The 14147-nt window shown below is 52.5% G+C and carries 16 protein-coding genes and 1 tRNA gene; 6 read left to right on the forward strand and 11 right to left on the reverse strand.

Annotated elements, in window-relative coordinates; genetic code table 11:
• Window positions 1-36: 36 nt before the first annotated feature.
• Window positions 37-1614, forward strand: coding sequence for a PepSY-associated TM helix domain-containing protein (locus tag AC4PCC_RS18585; RefSeq protein ID WP_492125509.1), 1578 nt, complete (start codon window positions 37-39; stop codon window positions 1612-1614).
• Between the two features lie 114 nt (window positions 1615-1728).
• Here AC4PCC_RS18585 and AC4PCC_RS18590 read toward each other — a convergent pair whose 3' ends face one another.
• From AC4PCC_RS18590 to AC4PCC_RS18605, 4 genes are all read right to left on the reverse strand, one after another.
• Window positions 1729-2706 carry a nucleoside hydrolase gene (locus tag AC4PCC_RS18590; RefSeq protein ID WP_492125510.1) on the reverse strand — a complete coding sequence of 326 codons (978 nt, stop codon included), beginning with the start codon at window positions 2704-2706 and terminating at the stop codon, window positions 1729-1731.
• The gene (locus AC4PCC_RS18595; RefSeq protein ID WP_067703858.1) at window positions 2703-3755 is read right to left on the reverse strand and encodes a LacI family DNA-binding transcriptional regulator; all 1053 of its coding nucleotides are present in this window, start codon (window positions 3753-3755) and stop codon (window positions 2703-2705) included. The genes AC4PCC_RS18590 and AC4PCC_RS18595 overlap by 4 nt, the downstream gene beginning before the upstream one ends.
• Window positions 3756-3812: 57 nt before the next feature.
• The gene (locus AC4PCC_RS18600; protein ID WP_067703861.1) at window positions 3813-5207 is read right to left on the reverse strand and encodes an MFS transporter; all 1395 of its coding nucleotides are present in this window, start codon (window positions 5205-5207) and stop codon (window positions 3813-3815) included.
• 628 nt (window positions 5208-5835) lie between these two features.
• Window positions 5836-6099: a LysR substrate-binding domain-containing protein gene (locus AC4PCC_RS18605; RefSeq protein WP_492125511.1), complete on the reverse strand. Its 264-nt coding sequence runs from the start codon at window positions 6097-6099 to the stop codon at window positions 5836-5838.
• A gap of 46 nt (window positions 6100-6145) precedes the next feature.
• Here AC4PCC_RS18605 and AC4PCC_RS18610 point away from each other — a divergent pair, with 46 nt between their 5' ends.
• Both AC4PCC_RS18610 and AC4PCC_RS18615 read left to right on the forward strand, forming a co-directional pair.
• Window positions 6146-6295 (forward strand): hypothetical protein, encoded by a 150-nt coding sequence (locus tag AC4PCC_RS18610; RefSeq protein WP_345830266.1) that lies wholly within the window; start codon window positions 6146-6148, stop codon window positions 6293-6295.
• A 150-nt stretch (window positions 6296-6445) separates the two neighbouring features.
• Window positions 6446-6522: transfer RNA gene (locus AC4PCC_RS18615), tRNA-Ile, on the forward strand.
• 151 nt (window positions 6523-6673) lie between these two features.
• Here the strand turns inward: AC4PCC_RS18615 and AC4PCC_RS18620 are convergent.
• Window positions 6674-6985, reverse strand: a complete 312-nt coding sequence (locus tag AC4PCC_RS18620; protein ID WP_492125512.1) for a hypothetical protein — start codon at window positions 6983-6985, stop codon at window positions 6674-6676.
• A gap of 389 nt (window positions 6986-7374) precedes the next feature.
• Here AC4PCC_RS18620 and AC4PCC_RS18625 point away from each other — a divergent pair, with 389 nt between their 5' ends.
• Window positions 7375-7737 carry a hypothetical protein gene (locus AC4PCC_RS18625; protein WP_492125513.1) on the forward strand — a complete coding sequence of 121 codons (363 nt, stop codon included), beginning with the start codon at window positions 7375-7377 and terminating at the stop codon, window positions 7735-7737.
• A gap of 875 nt (window positions 7738-8612) precedes the next feature.
• Here AC4PCC_RS18625 and AC4PCC_RS18630 read toward each other — a convergent pair.
• The 3 genes from AC4PCC_RS18630 to AC4PCC_RS18640 are packed head-to-tail and all read right to left on the reverse strand — an operon-like array spanning window position 8613 to window position 11153.
• On the reverse strand, window positions 8613-10292 hold the full coding sequence (locus AC4PCC_RS18630; protein ID WP_492125514.1) for a hypothetical protein: 1680 nt from the start codon (window positions 10290-10292) through the stop codon (window positions 8613-8615).
• 2 nt (window positions 10293-10294) lie between these two features.
• Complete coding sequence (locus AC4PCC_RS18635; RefSeq protein WP_492125515.1) at window positions 10295-10780, reverse strand: baseplate complex protein; 486 nt, start codon at window positions 10778-10780, stop codon at window positions 10295-10297.
• Window positions 10781-10805: 25 nt separating this feature from the next.
• Entirely contained in the window at window positions 10806-11153 is a 348-nt protein-coding gene (locus tag AC4PCC_RS18640; RefSeq protein WP_067703872.1) for a hypothetical protein, read from the reverse strand.
• Between the two features lie 9 nt (window positions 11154-11162).
• Between AC4PCC_RS18640 and AC4PCC_RS18645 the strand changes: the two genes are divergently transcribed.
• Window positions 11163-11507, forward strand: coding sequence for a hypothetical protein (locus AC4PCC_RS18645; protein WP_492127611.1), 345 nt, complete (start codon window positions 11163-11165; stop codon window positions 11505-11507).
• Between the two features lie 36 nt (window positions 11508-11543).
• On the opposite strand, the gene AC4PCC_RS18650 is transcribed toward AC4PCC_RS18645, so the two are convergent.
• On the reverse strand, window positions 11544-11891 hold the full coding sequence (locus tag AC4PCC_RS18650) for a DUF1493 family protein (protein WP_067703879.1): 348 nt from the start codon (window positions 11889-11891) through the stop codon (window positions 11544-11546).
• Complete coding sequence (locus AC4PCC_RS18655) at window positions 11882-12331, reverse strand: STM2901 family protein (RefSeq protein ID WP_492125516.1); 450 nt, start codon at window positions 12329-12331, stop codon at window positions 11882-11884. Before AC4PCC_RS18655 ends, AC4PCC_RS18650 begins: the two co-directional genes overlap by 10 nt.
• A 707-nt stretch (window positions 12332-13038) precedes the next feature.
• On the opposite strand from AC4PCC_RS18655, the gene AC4PCC_RS18660 reads away from it, so the two are divergent.
• Window positions 13039-13749, forward strand: a complete 711-nt coding sequence (locus AC4PCC_RS18660; RefSeq protein WP_067703883.1) for a hypothetical protein — start codon at window positions 13039-13041, stop codon at window positions 13747-13749.
• Window positions 13750-13945: 196 nt separating this feature from the next.
• On the opposite strand, the gene AC4PCC_RS18665 is transcribed toward AC4PCC_RS18660, so the two are convergent.
• Window positions 13946-14137 carry a hypothetical protein gene (locus AC4PCC_RS18665; RefSeq protein ID WP_067703886.1) on the reverse strand — a complete coding sequence of 64 codons (192 nt, stop codon included), beginning with the start codon at window positions 14135-14137 and terminating at the stop codon, window positions 13946-13948.
• Window positions 14138-14147: the final 10 nt, after the last annotated feature.

The raw sequence follows: 14147 nt of genomic DNA on the forward strand, positions 1-14147 counted from the left end.
ACTGCTTATACCTGGCAACAGGTGGATGGGATAATAATGTCAAAAATAGACCTGACGGTGCCTGCGCGCGCCGAAAAGAGCCGTAGCGCGGTTTTACCGCTGCTACGTCGCCTGCATTTTTATATTGGCCTGTTTGTTGGCCCCTTTATTTTTATGGCGGCCCTGACCGGCTCTCTGTATGTGCTGACCCCCCAGCTGGAAAATGCGCTCTATGCGCATCAGCTTTATACCTCCTCACGCGGGCCTGCTGAACCGCTGTCCGCTCAGATACGCACGGCGCAGGACTTTACCGGCGGTCACCTGCGCATTCTGGCGGTCCGCCCGGCACCGGCGGTGGGGGAAACCAGCCGCATTATGTTCGCAACGGCTGATGCAGGGCCGTCCGAGAGCATGGCCGTGTTTGTCGATCCCGTCACGCTTGAGGTTCGGGGCATGCTAAAGGTTTACGGCACCAGCGGGGTACTGCCGCTGAGAACCTGGCTGGATTATCTGCACCGGAGCTTGCTGCTGGGTGACGTGGGCCGTAACTACAGCGAACTGGCCGCCAGCTGGCTCTGGGTTGCCGCTATCGGTGGCGTACTGCTGTGGGCCACCTCGCGCGCGCCTCGTCGTCGGCAAAGAGGGGAAAGTCAGCGCGGGCAACAGATCCGTCGTCATCGTCACTGGCATAGCACATCGGGCCTGATACTGCTGCTGGGCCTGGTGTTCTTTTCTGCTACCGGCCTGACCTGGTCACGCTGGGCAGGTGATAATATCGCCTCCCTGCGCGCCCATTTCGGCTGGCTAACGCCATCGGTTAATACCGCGCTACCGCCGCAGACAACTACGCCTGCGCAGGACGCCATATCTGCGATGCCAGCCGCTGAAGCCGCTCATGCTGAACACCGGATGGAAGACAGGCCTGCGCATGATGCCGCATCTGAGATGCCCGCCGCTGAAAACGATCATGCTGAACATCGGATGGCAGCCGGGCCTGCACATGATGCAATGTCTATGGCTGAAGACGCTCATGCTGAACACCGGATTACAGCGATGCCTGTCGATCCTGCGCTCGCGGTGAAGATCAATGCCTCCCAGTTTGACAGGGTGGTGGCTGCGGCACGGGCGGCTGGCATTGACGCGGCCAAAATAGAAGTTCGTCCGGCCCGTGAGATCAATAAAGCCTGGACGGTCAGTGAAATCGATCGCAGCTGGCCAACACAGGTTGACAGCGTTGCCGTCGATCCTCATAGCTTCAGGGTGGTAGATAAGGTTGAGTTTGCCCGGTTTGGGCTACTGGCAAAGCTGACGCGCTGGGGTGTGGATGCGCATATGGGGGTGCTGTTTGGCCTGCTTAATCAGCTGCTGCTGGCCGCCTTTGGCCTGGGGCTTTGCGTAATGATTGTGCTGGGCTATCGCCTGTGGTGGCTACGTCGTCCGCAGGCCGGAAAGGGGCCGCATCCGGCTGACACTCTGCGCTACTGCTGGCAGCAGCTCAACCTGAGTGCAAAATGCGTCCTGCTGGCTATTGGGCTGACGCTGGCAATAAGCCTGCCGGTGATGGGCATAAGTCTGGTGATACTGTTGCTGATTGATGCTGCTATCTGGCAGCGGGCGGTAAAGACGCAGGGTTAACGGAAGATTAGGGAGAGCATCAGCCACCGCATCATCAGAGCGCGTGGATGCCGCAGGGATGCGGCGGCGAACCCGGCCCTCCCGAAAGGCAGGAAGCCTGGGTCGCCGCCCTTTTCATCTGGCCAGCGCACGCTCAATCATCGACAGCAGCCGTGCGTTATCCACTTTTTGCAGCACGTGAACCAGCCCGCCGGTTGGCGCATCAATGCCGACATTGACCCGCAGCGGCTGGCGATAGCGCCAGGATTTACCCCGCGTCAGTCCGGGCCGCAGCTCGACGTCGACAAAATAGTCCGCCGCCGTCGCCACCTGCTGATTTAACAGCCAGGCAACCACCAGCGCGTCGTGGATCCAGCAGCCCGGCAAATGACGGGTATGGATCGAATAATCCAGCCACGGACGGAAGGTTTCGGTCACAAAGCGGGCAAGTGGCGTATTGATGACCGCAATGCGATCCAGATCCTTGTGGGTCATCATGGTCTGAGTCGTGACGTCCATTGGCACCAGCGTGATGTTGGCTCCGCTGGTCAGCACCTGATGTGCGGCTTCAGGATCGAGGCCAAAATTGGTGTCCTTGATATAGTCGTCCAGCGCAAAGACACCGCCCATAATGGCGATCTCCTGCACCGCCTCTGCCATCTCCGGGTAGCGGGTCAGCGCCCGCGCGACATTGGTCAGGGGACCGATAGCAACCAGGGTGATTTTCCCCGGATTGGCGCAAATCAGCTGGCCAATGGCGTCAGCAGCATCCTGTTCCGGTGGCGCATAATGCGCGGGTTGCCGCACATCCTGCCAGAGGTGGCTCAGTTTGCTGGTATAAACGCGCGTATCCAGCGCTTCCCGCCACGGCCCCGGGGGTTCAGCCAGAGCCTGAACCGCGCCCTTAACAACCGGCACGGCGACGCCCAGCCGCTCAACGAGATCTTTCGCCACGTTAAACCCCACCTCAGCGGGCGTATTCCCCGCCACGGTGGTAATCAATTCTAACGAGAGGTGGGGCGATCCCAGCGCAATCGCTAAGGCCAGCCCGTCATCTACGTTGGCACCGACGATGCCATTTCCTGGGTCACAATCAATAATCAGTCTTTTCATTTTCTTATTATCGTATCTGCACTGCCGTGCCGGTCTTCGCCGAACGTACAGCCGCAGGATTCACCAATTTCAAGCCGATGTAAAAACTCACTCAGCTGCACTTTACCCTCCGACGCCGCCAGCATTTCCAGCGCCTTTTTCGCCATCTCACTGACCGGCTGACGCACGGTCGTCAGTGAAGGAACGTGAAAGGCTGACTGCTCGGTGCCGTTAAAGCACACCAGCGCCACCTGCGAGGGAACCGGAATATTGTTTTCCGCCAGCGCCCGAATACAGCCAATCGCCTGCGTTTCATTCGATGCAAAAATCGCCCGGGGAAGGGCAGTTCCCTGCATCATCTGCTGCGCTGCCTGATAGCCGCCCTCACGGGTATAGGTCGCCGGAAAAATCCATTCCGGGCGTTCGGTCACGCCGTATTCGGCCAGCGCCTGTCGCCAGCCTGCCAGACGATCCTGCGTATTGAGCATCTCCAGCGGCCCACAGATGATCCCCACATCCTGATAACCGTGACTCAGCAGATGAGCCGTCACCTGATGCGCTGCCGCCTGCTCATCGACCCGCAGAATATTGACGTTAAGACCCGGGTCAACGCGATCCAGCATCACAAACGGCGTACCGCTGGCCTGAATCACATCGATATAGGGATGGCGGTCGACGCTGTTGTAAAAAATCCCGTCAACCTGTTGACTGAGAAGGTTATTGATCAGTTCCAGCTCGCGTATGCGGCTGTCGCCTGCATCCCCGAGCAGCATTACCATACCGTTGCTTAACGCCTCCTGCTGGAGGGCGTGAGCGAAAGAGGCAATAAACGCATTGGCAATATTTGGCACCACCAGACCATAGGTTTTGGTCGTACCGGAAGCCAGCGCACGAGCCAGACTGTTAGGTCGGTAGCCGGTTTTTCTGATCGCCTCCTGAACACGCAGGCGAGTTGCAGCGGCAACAGGCCTGGGCCCGTTGTTGATAACATAACTGACTACGGCAACGGAGGTGCCAGCCTCCTTCGCCACATCGGACCGCGTGGCACGATTGAGTGTATTCTTTGCCAAAAAGCTGCCCTGTAATTATCACTAACCGGCCCGCAGGCCGGTCGGTGCGACACTCCATCAGATAGCATCTTCAGGAGCATTAAGATCGCGGCCGCGCGTTTCCGGCGCAACGAACGTGGTAAGAAAGCCAATCGACGCCATACCCGCAAAATAGACGGCAATCGGCCACCAGTGCCCGGTCCAGGAGAGAAGTGCAGCAGCCACCAGCGGCGCTGTTCCTCCGGACAGGATCGACCCGAGTTCTTTCGCGGTCGCCATTTTAGTGTAGCGGTGATTTACACCGAACATCTCTACTCCCCAGGCCGCCTGTACGCCAAAAATACCGAGCGAGGCAAGCGCCATCCCGACCACGATGGTGCTGATGACAATTACTGGTTCGCGGGAATCCAGCAGCATAAAGGCCGGGAAGGCGTAGAGGATCAGCAGCAGGCAGAACCAACGATAGGTAATGCGGCGGCCAAAGCGGTCTGAAAGCCAGCCCGCAAAGGGAATAATCAGGAAGCCAAGCAGTGAGGCAATAAACACGGCGGTGGTGGCGACGGATTTGTCTACCGCCAGCACTTTAACCACATAGCCAATCATAAAGCCCTGGGCAAGATAAGACGGGCCATTTTCGCCAATGCGCAGGCCGAGCATCACCAGGAACGAGCGGCTGCGCCGCCAGAAGCCACGGTGATCGACAGCGGTCGGCTGGGCTACCTGCGCACTGTGGCGCTGGAGGGCGAGATCGGCCTTTTTACGTTCAAAAACCGGCGTTTCTTTCAGATGGCGACGGATCCACAGCGCAACCAGAGCAATCAGCGAACTGCACAGGAAGGGAATACGCCAGCCCCACGCTTGCAGCTCATGCTGATCCATCTGCACCACCAGCAGCCACACCAGCGACGCGACAAGCGTTCCGCTGTTGGAACCCAGCGCGATAATGGAGGAGACCAGGCCCCGCTTTTCCGCGGGCGCGTATTCGCCCAGCATCACCGTTCCGCCGGAAAGCTCCGCGCCCGCGCCAAACCCCTGACTAAAACGCAGTAATACCAGGCAGGCCGGTGCCCACAGGCCGATGGAAGCATAGCTGGGGATCAGGCCAATCAGCGTGGTTGATGCGCCCATCAGAATAATGGTGGAGACCATCACTACCTTGCGGCCTTTACGGTCACCGAGCCAGCCAAAGAATAGCGCACCGATTGGACGGGCGATAAAACCGACTGACCAGGTTGCGAAACTTGAAAGGAGTGCCATTTGCGGGGTGATTTCGGGGAAAAAAACGTCGCCAAAGATAATGCCAGCGGCCAGACCGTAGAGTGCGAAATCCGCATACTCCATTGCCGTACCCAGCCAGCAGGAGACGGTTGCCCGCCAGAAATCCTTGCGCCCTTCGGAGGTTGTCAGTCGTTCATCTGCCGCAGAATGGGCAGACTGAGAAGCATCATGCCGAATGCTCTTCGATGTGGACATGAAAAAAATTCCCTGATGTGTGGAGTGATTATTATCGCCTTCCCTGGCCGTTCTGATATTCGGAATGCAATTCGCCAGTGAGGACGTTCTTTTGCTGAGCCATGTTCAAAGGTCAGTAACAGGTTCCCTGGTGTTGGGGATCGTTTTCATTTGTCTCCCGGCCGTTGGTTTTAACTAACCAATCATTTTTAACGAGAAACAATGTAGACCTTCACTTAGCTGGCTTACATCAAGCACCGTGAATTTTTACAACGCCTTCATTGTATCTACGCGCGTAGATAAATCAACACATTAATGAAAATAAATTAGATCAGCTTCACATTTATTAAGATGGTAAAGCCTGCATTTCCTTAAATAACATGATATTAGCTAAAAAATATTTTTTCATTGCGGATAAAATCCATACGAATACAGTGCTGCGTCTTCACTAAAATGCAATTTCTGCCGGATAAATGTCTGGCCCAGACCGCTGGCAGCTTAACCTGGGTTTTATGACAAAATGATGACGAAACACCCCAGGATTAGCCGGAACATTGCGGACCCGACAGGAAAGAGCGCCTCCGCTTCGGGATTCTGTCCACGCCTTAGCACAGCGTTAGTACCAGATGAATATTGAGTCGGGCTTGTATCAGTGAGCTCCTTCCCGGGTACCGGCAGGGCCAGGTTTTGCCGCCGCCTGCTCTTTTAGCAGATCGATAAAGGCACGCAGCGCAGCGGGAACGTGACGATGCCCCGGATAGTAAAGCGCCAAACCCGGACAGACCGGACTCCACTCTGTCAGAACGGCACAAAGTTCACCTCGCTTAAGCCAGGGTTCTGCCACGCTATCCGGCACGTAAGCAATACCCAGCCCTTTGCTGGCCGCCTCTGCCATCAGTTCCAGATGATCCAATATCAGCGTACCCGGTGGGAGCGACGTAAAAAAAATGGTGCGCGAGATGCTTGCCTCTGTCGATATCTCCCCTGCTCCTCGTCGCCTGCTTTTAGGCAGCGATGCGTTTACGCTGGTGCAGGCCGCGCTCCGGCAAAAACTGACCGCACTCGAGGCGCAAAAGGCGACGGCGATCTCGACGGATATCAGCGGCTGATAAAGGCCGCACTACAGCGCCAGGCGGGGGGTGTGGAAGGATAGAGGCCCCGTAAGCTTTTTTAGAGAACTAATATTATGTCTAAAAAAGCGACAAGCGATTGTTTTCTACTGGATTGCAGCATTGAGTTACATTATAATCCTGCGCCTCGGCCCCTTAGCTCAGTTGGTTAGAGCACGCGACTCATAATCGCTTGGTCACTGGTTCAAGTCCAGTAGGGGCCACCAAATTTAATGTTTTAAATCAAACAGTTAAGCCGCTTAATCAAAGTGGCTTTTTTGTATCTGACTAGCAACTGTCCCCTTTTCGTCCCCCTAGCGAAGCCTACCAGCAGTGTGATTGTGGTACTTCATAAAGCTGAGGGCCATGATCAGAAGATCACATACCCTTATTGAGCAATTTTTTTATGTGCTTTCTACCTGCATCAACCTGCATTTCCTTCCAACTGCTATAAGAAGTGTTTTGCGTAATGAAATCTTCCCATGCTTGATCCGGTATGGCGGCAAAATCCTCCTTTGTTTCAACGCTGAATCCCGATTTATGAAACATATCTTCGAGAGAAGTAAATGAGGAGCATTCAGCCAAAAACTGCTTATTAAAAAGCTCGCTAAAAGGGATCGATTGCGTTCCTGAAACTGCTTCAAAGTTCTTTTTGAGTTGGTCAATCTGGTCACTAAATTTTTTAGCCATATAGCCCCCTGAATCACAGCTACGTTTACAGTAAATAATTTTTTAGCATGTCGGTATTCAATGTGTCTATTTATTTTTCAGATAACTTATAACACAATCCACGCAGTTCTCATTTTACGTATTAAAACTCACTTAATCAGCAAAAAAAGAAGCGAAATCAATTAATTATTTAAATTTTAATTTACACTGTCAAAATTGCGACAGCGATTTTGCTAGTGTTTTATTGGAATTTTACTCATAATCGCTTTAAAGCTGGTTTAGTCCCAGCAGGAGCGCAAAAGTACCTCACTAATTTTTGATGGCTTAGCCAGCTTCGTTTTCGCAGGCGGGCATGTAAGTGATAGAACTCCTTTGACTTTGTTCAACTGTTGAAAATTTTTGGGGTAGTTATGAGTGAAGCGGTATACATGTGGTTGATTGGTGGATTCTTCGTGCTAATGGCCGTATTCACAAAAGTTGCATATTCTGACCCTAATTTTTATACGGGATTTCTTGAAAAAGTAATTGCATCATTAGCTGGTGTCATATTTATTTTTTCAGGGTCATTGTGGCTTGGCTTATCCATAAGCCACAGTTATGCAGTGAGCAAATTAAACCTTTCACCTGAACAATTAAAAATGTATTCGACTGATTATAATGAATTTACCGCCCCAATAGCGTTGGCTTACATAGGTTCAATTATTGCTTACGGATATAGTTTCTTTCTCATGTTCCTCGCCGAAACGAAAAAAAAATCACAACCTAAACAATAGTTTCTTTGTACTCCAAAACCGCATTGAGATGAATATTACTTATACGGTTCTATTCTTTTAAGTTTGTGCTCCCAGTCAGCATAAGCAGCTTGCCAGGCTTCACTTTCACTCACAAATGACTTATCTGCCACAGGAACCCACTCCAGCTTATTATTTTTAATTTACTTAAATCGGACGTCCCAGGGCTCCCCGCGTGGCCATAGCACGTATCTGTTACCCGGTCCCCAGCGGTCATTCCAGATCGCATCGTCAGTTAGCTTTTCTCCACGCTCAAAGAACATAAATAGCCCGCCATTGATAGAAAAACGTCGCATTTTGCACCCCCAACACTGTACATAATTACAGCATTTTACCTGCTGCGTTTTTCAGTCCTGCTAAATGACCTAACACTTCTGCAGCCCTTGGCCTGTCTGGGTTTGGTGATTGGTCACTAACTTCTTATAGAGATCCGATTGAGATCCAGAAGATGACCTAAAATAATTAATATCATTAATATTCAATGACCTGAATTTTAATCGAGATCCATTCGAGATCCGCAAAACTGAAAAGCACTGAAATTCCTTTCAATCTTTTCAGTTGGCTAACTCCGGCAGAAAGCCAGTGGCAGCGCGTGTTTACATACCGGTTTGAAGAAAAATAAAACTGAAAAATTTTTATGATCCAAAACCTGCAGGCGGGTGCGGTGTAGCGCCGATTTTGTCTGCGCGGCGATTATTTTGCCGGGGCTGACGCGCAGCCAGTGCCACGCTCTGCGAATGATCTGTCAGGGTTAATCATGCGTGATGGTAGCGTCTGTGCGAGGCGCAGCATGCGTCTGAGGCGTTCTGGTGACGGGTAATAAAAAACCCGCTGTGATAGCGGGTCAGTGTGCTGGCTTACTTGCCGATGACGGGGGAATATTTCGTACTGAGCGCAGCGGCCTGCTGGCCACTCTGTGCGATGGCGCTGCTGTTCGTGGGCTGGCCGGTTGACGGGTGTGTATGGCTGGCCAGCTGGTCAGCCAGCTGCTGCACAAGCGCTACGGTATCGAGCATCAGCTGGGCCACGTTAATCTTCTCTGAACCAATCCACACCACCGGCGCGATAATCTCCTGACGCGTCCCGGCAATGCTCTGGCGCAGCTGACCAATTTTTTCAGTCAGCGCCTGACCGACATTTATCGCCGCGCTGCCGGTGACGTCCGTTTCCGCATTGCCGCCCACTGTAATCAGCTGACTCTCTTGTGCGGCCACGCTGTAACTGCCGGTAGTTACGTGCTGAATTGCTCCGGCCATCAGTGACGCCGTTCCGAGCACAGTGGTCCTGTCCGTGGCTTTGACTGTCGTTTCTCTGCTGACCAGCTCACGCGTTTCCGTATCGGCTTTAACCTCACGGGTCATCGATGTTTCACGGATGGCCTGATCGGTCTGGCGCTCCCAGTCTCCCGCCTGTGTTACCCGCTGTGATACTTCCGCGCGCTGCTGCTGCAGCTGTTCGCCCGGCTTAACGTCCGGCAGGCTGGTCCCGCCCGGCATGGTCTGGCGCACAAACGGCTTGTCCGGGCGTCCGCCGGTAAAACCGACCTCAACGAGCGTACCCTCTGGCGGAAACTGAAACATGCCGGAATCATTACCGGCCATCGGAACGGGCAGCGGCACAGCAGGATAAACCGGCGTACTGCCGTCCGGATTGCCGTCAGCGTCCAGCAGCTGCAGATCGACGGCATAGCGCGGCCTGAAGGGGTCAGCAAAGTTTCCGCTTTTTACCGCCTCAGTCGGGGCAACAACGCGCGCCATTTTGGGCAGGTGCAGGCCGCTGGCCAGCTCCGGGTAATGGCTTTCAACCTGCCGCTGTACCGGTGTTTTTTGTAGCGGCTGGCCGGTGATACGGTTTCGCGGCGTCCAGGTTATTGTCATGGTGTCGCCGCTCAGCTGCACCTTTGTCACGCGCTGGCCGTTCACCTCTACGCCCGGACGCAGTGACTGGATCACAGGTACGGTCATCGAATTGCCACCGGCAGTGGACTGGCTGAACTCCGGCGGAATGTCCACCGGCTTACCGGCAAACAGCGCCTTTTCAGCGCCGCCCAGATACATGCTGCCATCAGGCAGCTGATACCAGAGATAATCGGCAATCCCGAAGGCGCGCCCCAGACTGGCCAGCAGCTGAAATCCTGTGCCGCTGTGCGTGAAGTGCGGGATCGGCCTGTCGCTGTAATCTGCCTGCGGCACGGTAACGGTCAGGCCGCTGTGTTCTTCCAGCCAGGCAGCAATCTGGCGAAGCGTCGGGTGCTGGAATGCGCACGGCCATGCGTGATCAAATACGCCGCACAGCTCCCGGATGAAAAGGCGCTGATAGCCGGTTTCCGAAGGCTGCGAGCGCTCCACGTATCCGGTAAACCAGCGCAGCAGCCGGTCAGGGTAGCCGGTATCAATGCGGACCATTTTGCCGGTGTAATCAGTGCTGGTCTTTGCCGTGATGAAGCCACGGCCACAGCTGCTAAGCTCCAACACCAGAGCGGCATCAGTCAGATGCACTTCATCCGTTGACAGGTAAAGTCGGGTTACAGGTTTCATCGCTATTCCAGTGCGTCGTTTACCGGCTTAAGCACTTTGCGCTCAAACCACGTCATTTGTTCTTCGCTCTCGCCTGCGGCCTGCGGCCCACCTTTGCCGCTGCCGGTCTGTTTATTGGCCGTGGTTTTGCCGCTTGCGCGTGCTTCGCGCTTTTCCTGAACGCTTACATGCTCGGTTAGCGTGAACGTTATCAGCCAGGACATTTTCCCTTCCTGCTGCGGGGCGTCCACATTGCCGGTGAAAATCGCCTCGCGAAAACTCACCGCGCGCGCCACCTCATGCGCCACATGGTATTTCTGCCGCTGGCCACTGGCATCAGTTGCAGACGCCAGCTCAAAAATGCGTATCAGCAGCGCAATATCACTGAACCCGATTTCGCCGCTGATCCTCAGCTCTTTTCCCTTGATGCCCTGCTCTGCTTTAGCCGTTGAACTGGTCTGCCCGGACTGGTCTTTGTCCTGAAAAGTCATTGATACGGTGACCCGCATATTTTTAAGCGGGATGCCCTCACCGTTAAGCGCCAGCGTCGGGTTTGTACTCGTGGATCATGCCTCTTATTCCTTCAAGATTGTCACCGACCAGCATCATGGCCACCGAATACACAGCGGACGGCTGCGGAATATCTTTTTCCAGCTGCGTGAGCGTGGTCACCACGTCGTCGCCGCCGGTAAACACCCATGCCCGGGCGCTTTTGCCCTGCAGATCGCTCAGCCCTGCGGCAATCTCTGTCAGCATGGCATCACGTTTCTGGCCAAATGCAGCCAGCAGCGCTTTCAGCCCGTCAAGCCCGGCTGCTGCGCCTGCTTCGCTCTGGGCCTGCTTCACGGCGGCGGCTGCAAACGCGGCGCGGCTGGATGGCACGGACAGGCAATGCGCGACACAAAAGGCCTGGGCAACTTCCACCACCTGTTTATGTACGCGACGGACGGCATCAAAATTCTGCCGCTCAGCGAGGTGGCGACGAAAGATGATTTCTTTAACATCAAGAAGGCCAGCTGTGACGACCTGTTAAGCGCGCACCGCGTGCCGCCGCAGATGATGGGGATTATCCCGGATAACTCCGGCGGGTTCGGGGATGCGGTGAAGGCGTCGCAGGTATTTGTGAGGAATGAGCTGACGCCGTTGCAGGAGAGGCTGAAGGAGATTAATGAGTGGATGGGGGAGGAGGCGATCGCGTTTCGGCCCTATTCACTGGAAACGACGTTGATAAACTGAATATAAAGCGCCTGCTTTCGCAGGTGTTGTTACATATCAGTAAAGCCAGCGTCCCGCTTTAGCTGATTCAATCAGCATAGCGATGGTTAATGGCTCAGCGCGCTTTTCTTCCACACGCATGGATCGCGGTCGAATAAAGTTAGGAATAAATCCTTTGCTGACCGGCCAGTATTTCAGGAAATCAAAGCTGGAATCATCAACATTGAAGCGGGAAAAATACTCTTTCATAATATCGTCGCCGGTTTCTCTGGCCCACGGGTATTCGCCGGTAGAAAGACTGGTATCAAGTGACAGTGGCCGCTTTTTACTGAAGGGAGTCGGTAAATTCCATTTATTGTCGTACCATCCAAACACCTTCCGGGCCAGTTCGTCGCTCAGTTCCAAAACTTATCCTCTTTGCGCGCAATATGGTTATATGTTGTTGTCGCTTTCCAGCCGATAGTCGCTACATCGTTAAGTAAAAATGTGATGCCCAATATAGGTATCCAGCGCCCGGCAAAAGCGCCTAAATTAGTAACGTAACTGAATTTTCTTCTTCTGATTGAACCGTTCGTCAGGGTTGGTAACTGCATGCGTGTTTCAATATTAATCCAGCGGCGCAGATTTTCACTAAGGATACTGGTTCCCTTCGTTGCCCCACGTGGTTTTGCTCTTGTAGATTTAATTGGCTGACCAAGAATGAAAAGAGCCAGCGCTATCACATCGTTAACCCCAAGCTGTTTTTGGGCTTCCTCCAGAAAAACCCAGAAAAAAAGCTCTCCGGCGGTAAGGTTATGCATCCCTTTGTAGAAGTACGTCCCATTCAGCTGTTCTGTAGTATCCATATCATTCCCTTGAGTAAGTGACTTTATCGCCTAAAACACTACCACATCATTTCCCGTCAGGGCCAGACTCCATCAGACGCAATCAGACGCATCCTGCGAGCCTCTCCCGTTTCGCTCGCGATTACCCACACCTCATTATGCCTCCGGCCTCTGTGCCACTGACGCTGCCTGTCGCGCATATGTTTACCCCCTCAGCGCGCAATGCTATCCCCGCCACGGCTGCCCGCTTTGTGCATCGTTTTTAATGCAGTTGCATCGAGCCATCGAAACCGCGTCAGAACAAGTCGGGAACATCAAAAATGAGAGGCAGAAATGCATGCAGAATAATGCACTCAATGCATGCATAGCTTTGATGAAGCTGATTATCGGTAATGCCAGTCTTCACTAGCTATCAGAGCGTGATCTTGATCGACAGATTTTGCTCGCAGCGGTGACAGTGAGAACAGCCAAAACGACGGAGAAAAGGCCCAGAAAAATTATCAGCGAGAGTAAAGGGTTTATCACTCCCCCTAAGCTCGTAAAATCACTCATCCTCGCGAGCTGCTCAGGCGTCAATGTACGAAGAATGATCTCCGGTATAATTAGAAAGAAAATAATAACAACCGGAACATAAATTAGCGTTTTTTTTGCTTTCTCCATCTTCTTTCTTGCCCTTGTTGGCGAACATGATCAAAAATTGGTTAGATGATACAACAAGGACTTAAGGTATGTCACAAACCTATTTGCAATTGAAGATGCAGGCCAACAAGAAATTAGCTATTGCATTAACAAATTCACTTAATGACATCCATGCAGATCATATATCTACTATTGAAAAGGTAAAGCTGGGTGGGCAGCGGCTTATCAATTATGGTTCATGCCTTGTCCCGAATGAATATTATCGTAGTTCATGCCGTGATACGTGGAGAGAGGACCGACGGTTAGTTCTTACTTTGGGTGAGATATATAGAAGAAATGATGTCGCTCTGGATATGGTCGAAATTTATTTCCGTAAAACCTTTACAAGACTTGGAGATGAAAGAAGCAATAATCTTGTGTCTCATATCCAAAAATTGTTAGGCAAAGCGGCAGAGCATGCATCTGCTAAAGCCAGTAAGCTGGCTCTATCCTTCACAATTGCCAACTTAGTGCTTGGCAGCGCCGACTTCCAAAAAAGCCATATCAAACTTGTTAATTCTTTCTCAACATGGTTTGTGAACGCAACAACACTTTATGCCAAAGCACAAGTAGCCGCATCAGCTGCAAACAGGCTTAAATTCCAGGATTCTTCATACTATCAGGCTCTGTGCAAAGAAAACCTTGAAATGCTTTACTTTCTTATTGAACCCCAAATGTCTGAAATAATTTACCAGGTGAATTCTGGAGATAATAACGAAGAAAAAATTGCAGATGCTTTGTATGAGATTTTACGTAAATGAAGCGTGCAATTTTATGGTTAATCCAGTCATTTTTCTATTTGATACCTGCCGCAGTCATTGTGGCAGGCGTGTATTTCTTTATACGGTTTATCCCGAGCTATGCAGCACTTCTTAGCTTATCATGGATAATCGTTGTTTCTTTCATATATATTAAATATAACAAATGGTATTAATAATATTCTGGCACCAGTGAGGCTTAATTTTCAAACGAGACAGTCGAAAAAGCGACCGAAAATTGATTGTCAGATAACGTGTGATTAGCCGCGATTTCGGCGATTAAATTCAGCGCGATCTCTCTGTCCCGCTCTTTACAAACACCTTCCGTAGTCAGGCGCGCTATCAGCTCCACGCGCTCAATCATCACCCGTTCTTGTAAATCGTCTGCCATTTTTACCCTC

The organism is Erwinia sp. L03-1, assembly GCF_058686115.1.

Coding starts and splice junctions, on each gene's coding strand:
- AC4PCC_RS18585 (WP_492125509.1), top strand. CDS start 37: ATGTCAAAAATAGACCTGACGGTGCCTGCGCGCGCCGAAAAGAGCCGT.
- AC4PCC_RS18590 (WP_492125510.1), bottom strand. CDS start 2,706: ATGAAAAGACTGATTATTGATTGTGACCCAGGAAATGGCATCGTCGGT.
- AC4PCC_RS18600 (WP_067703861.1), bottom strand. CDS start 5,207: ATGTCCACATCGAAGAGCATTCGGCATGATGCTTCTCAGTCTGCCCAT.
- AC4PCC_RS18610 (WP_345830266.1), top strand. CDS start 6,146: ATGCTTGCCTCTGTCGATATCTCCCCTGCTCCTCGTCGCCTGCTTTTA.
- AC4PCC_RS18620 (WP_492125512.1), bottom strand. CDS start 6,985: ATGGCTAAAAAATTTAGTGACCAGATTGACCAACTCAAAAAGAACTTT.
- AC4PCC_RS18625 (WP_492125513.1), top strand. CDS start 7,375: ATGAGTGAAGCGGTATACATGTGGTTGATTGGTGGATTCTTCGTGCTA.
- AC4PCC_RS18630 (WP_492125514.1), bottom strand. CDS start 10,292: ATGAAACCTGTAACCCGACTTTACCTGTCAACGGATGAAGTGCATCTG.
- AC4PCC_RS18635 (WP_492125515.1), bottom strand. CDS start 10,780: ATGCGGGTCACCGTATCAATGACTTTTCAGGACAAAGACCAGTCCGGG.
- AC4PCC_RS18645 (WP_492127611.1), top strand. CDS start 11,163: ATGCGCGACACAAAAGGCCTGGGCAACTTCCACCACCTGTTTATGTAC.
- AC4PCC_RS18655 (WP_492125516.1), bottom strand. CDS start 12,331: ATGGATACTACAGAACAGCTGAATGGGACGTACTTCTACAAAGGGATG.
- AC4PCC_RS18660 (WP_067703883.1), top strand. CDS start 13,039: ATGTCACAAACCTATTTGCAATTGAAGATGCAGGCCAACAAGAAATTA.
- AC4PCC_RS18665 (WP_067703886.1), bottom strand. CDS start 14,137: ATGGCAGACGATTTACAAGAACGGGTGATGATTGAGCGCGTGGAGCTG.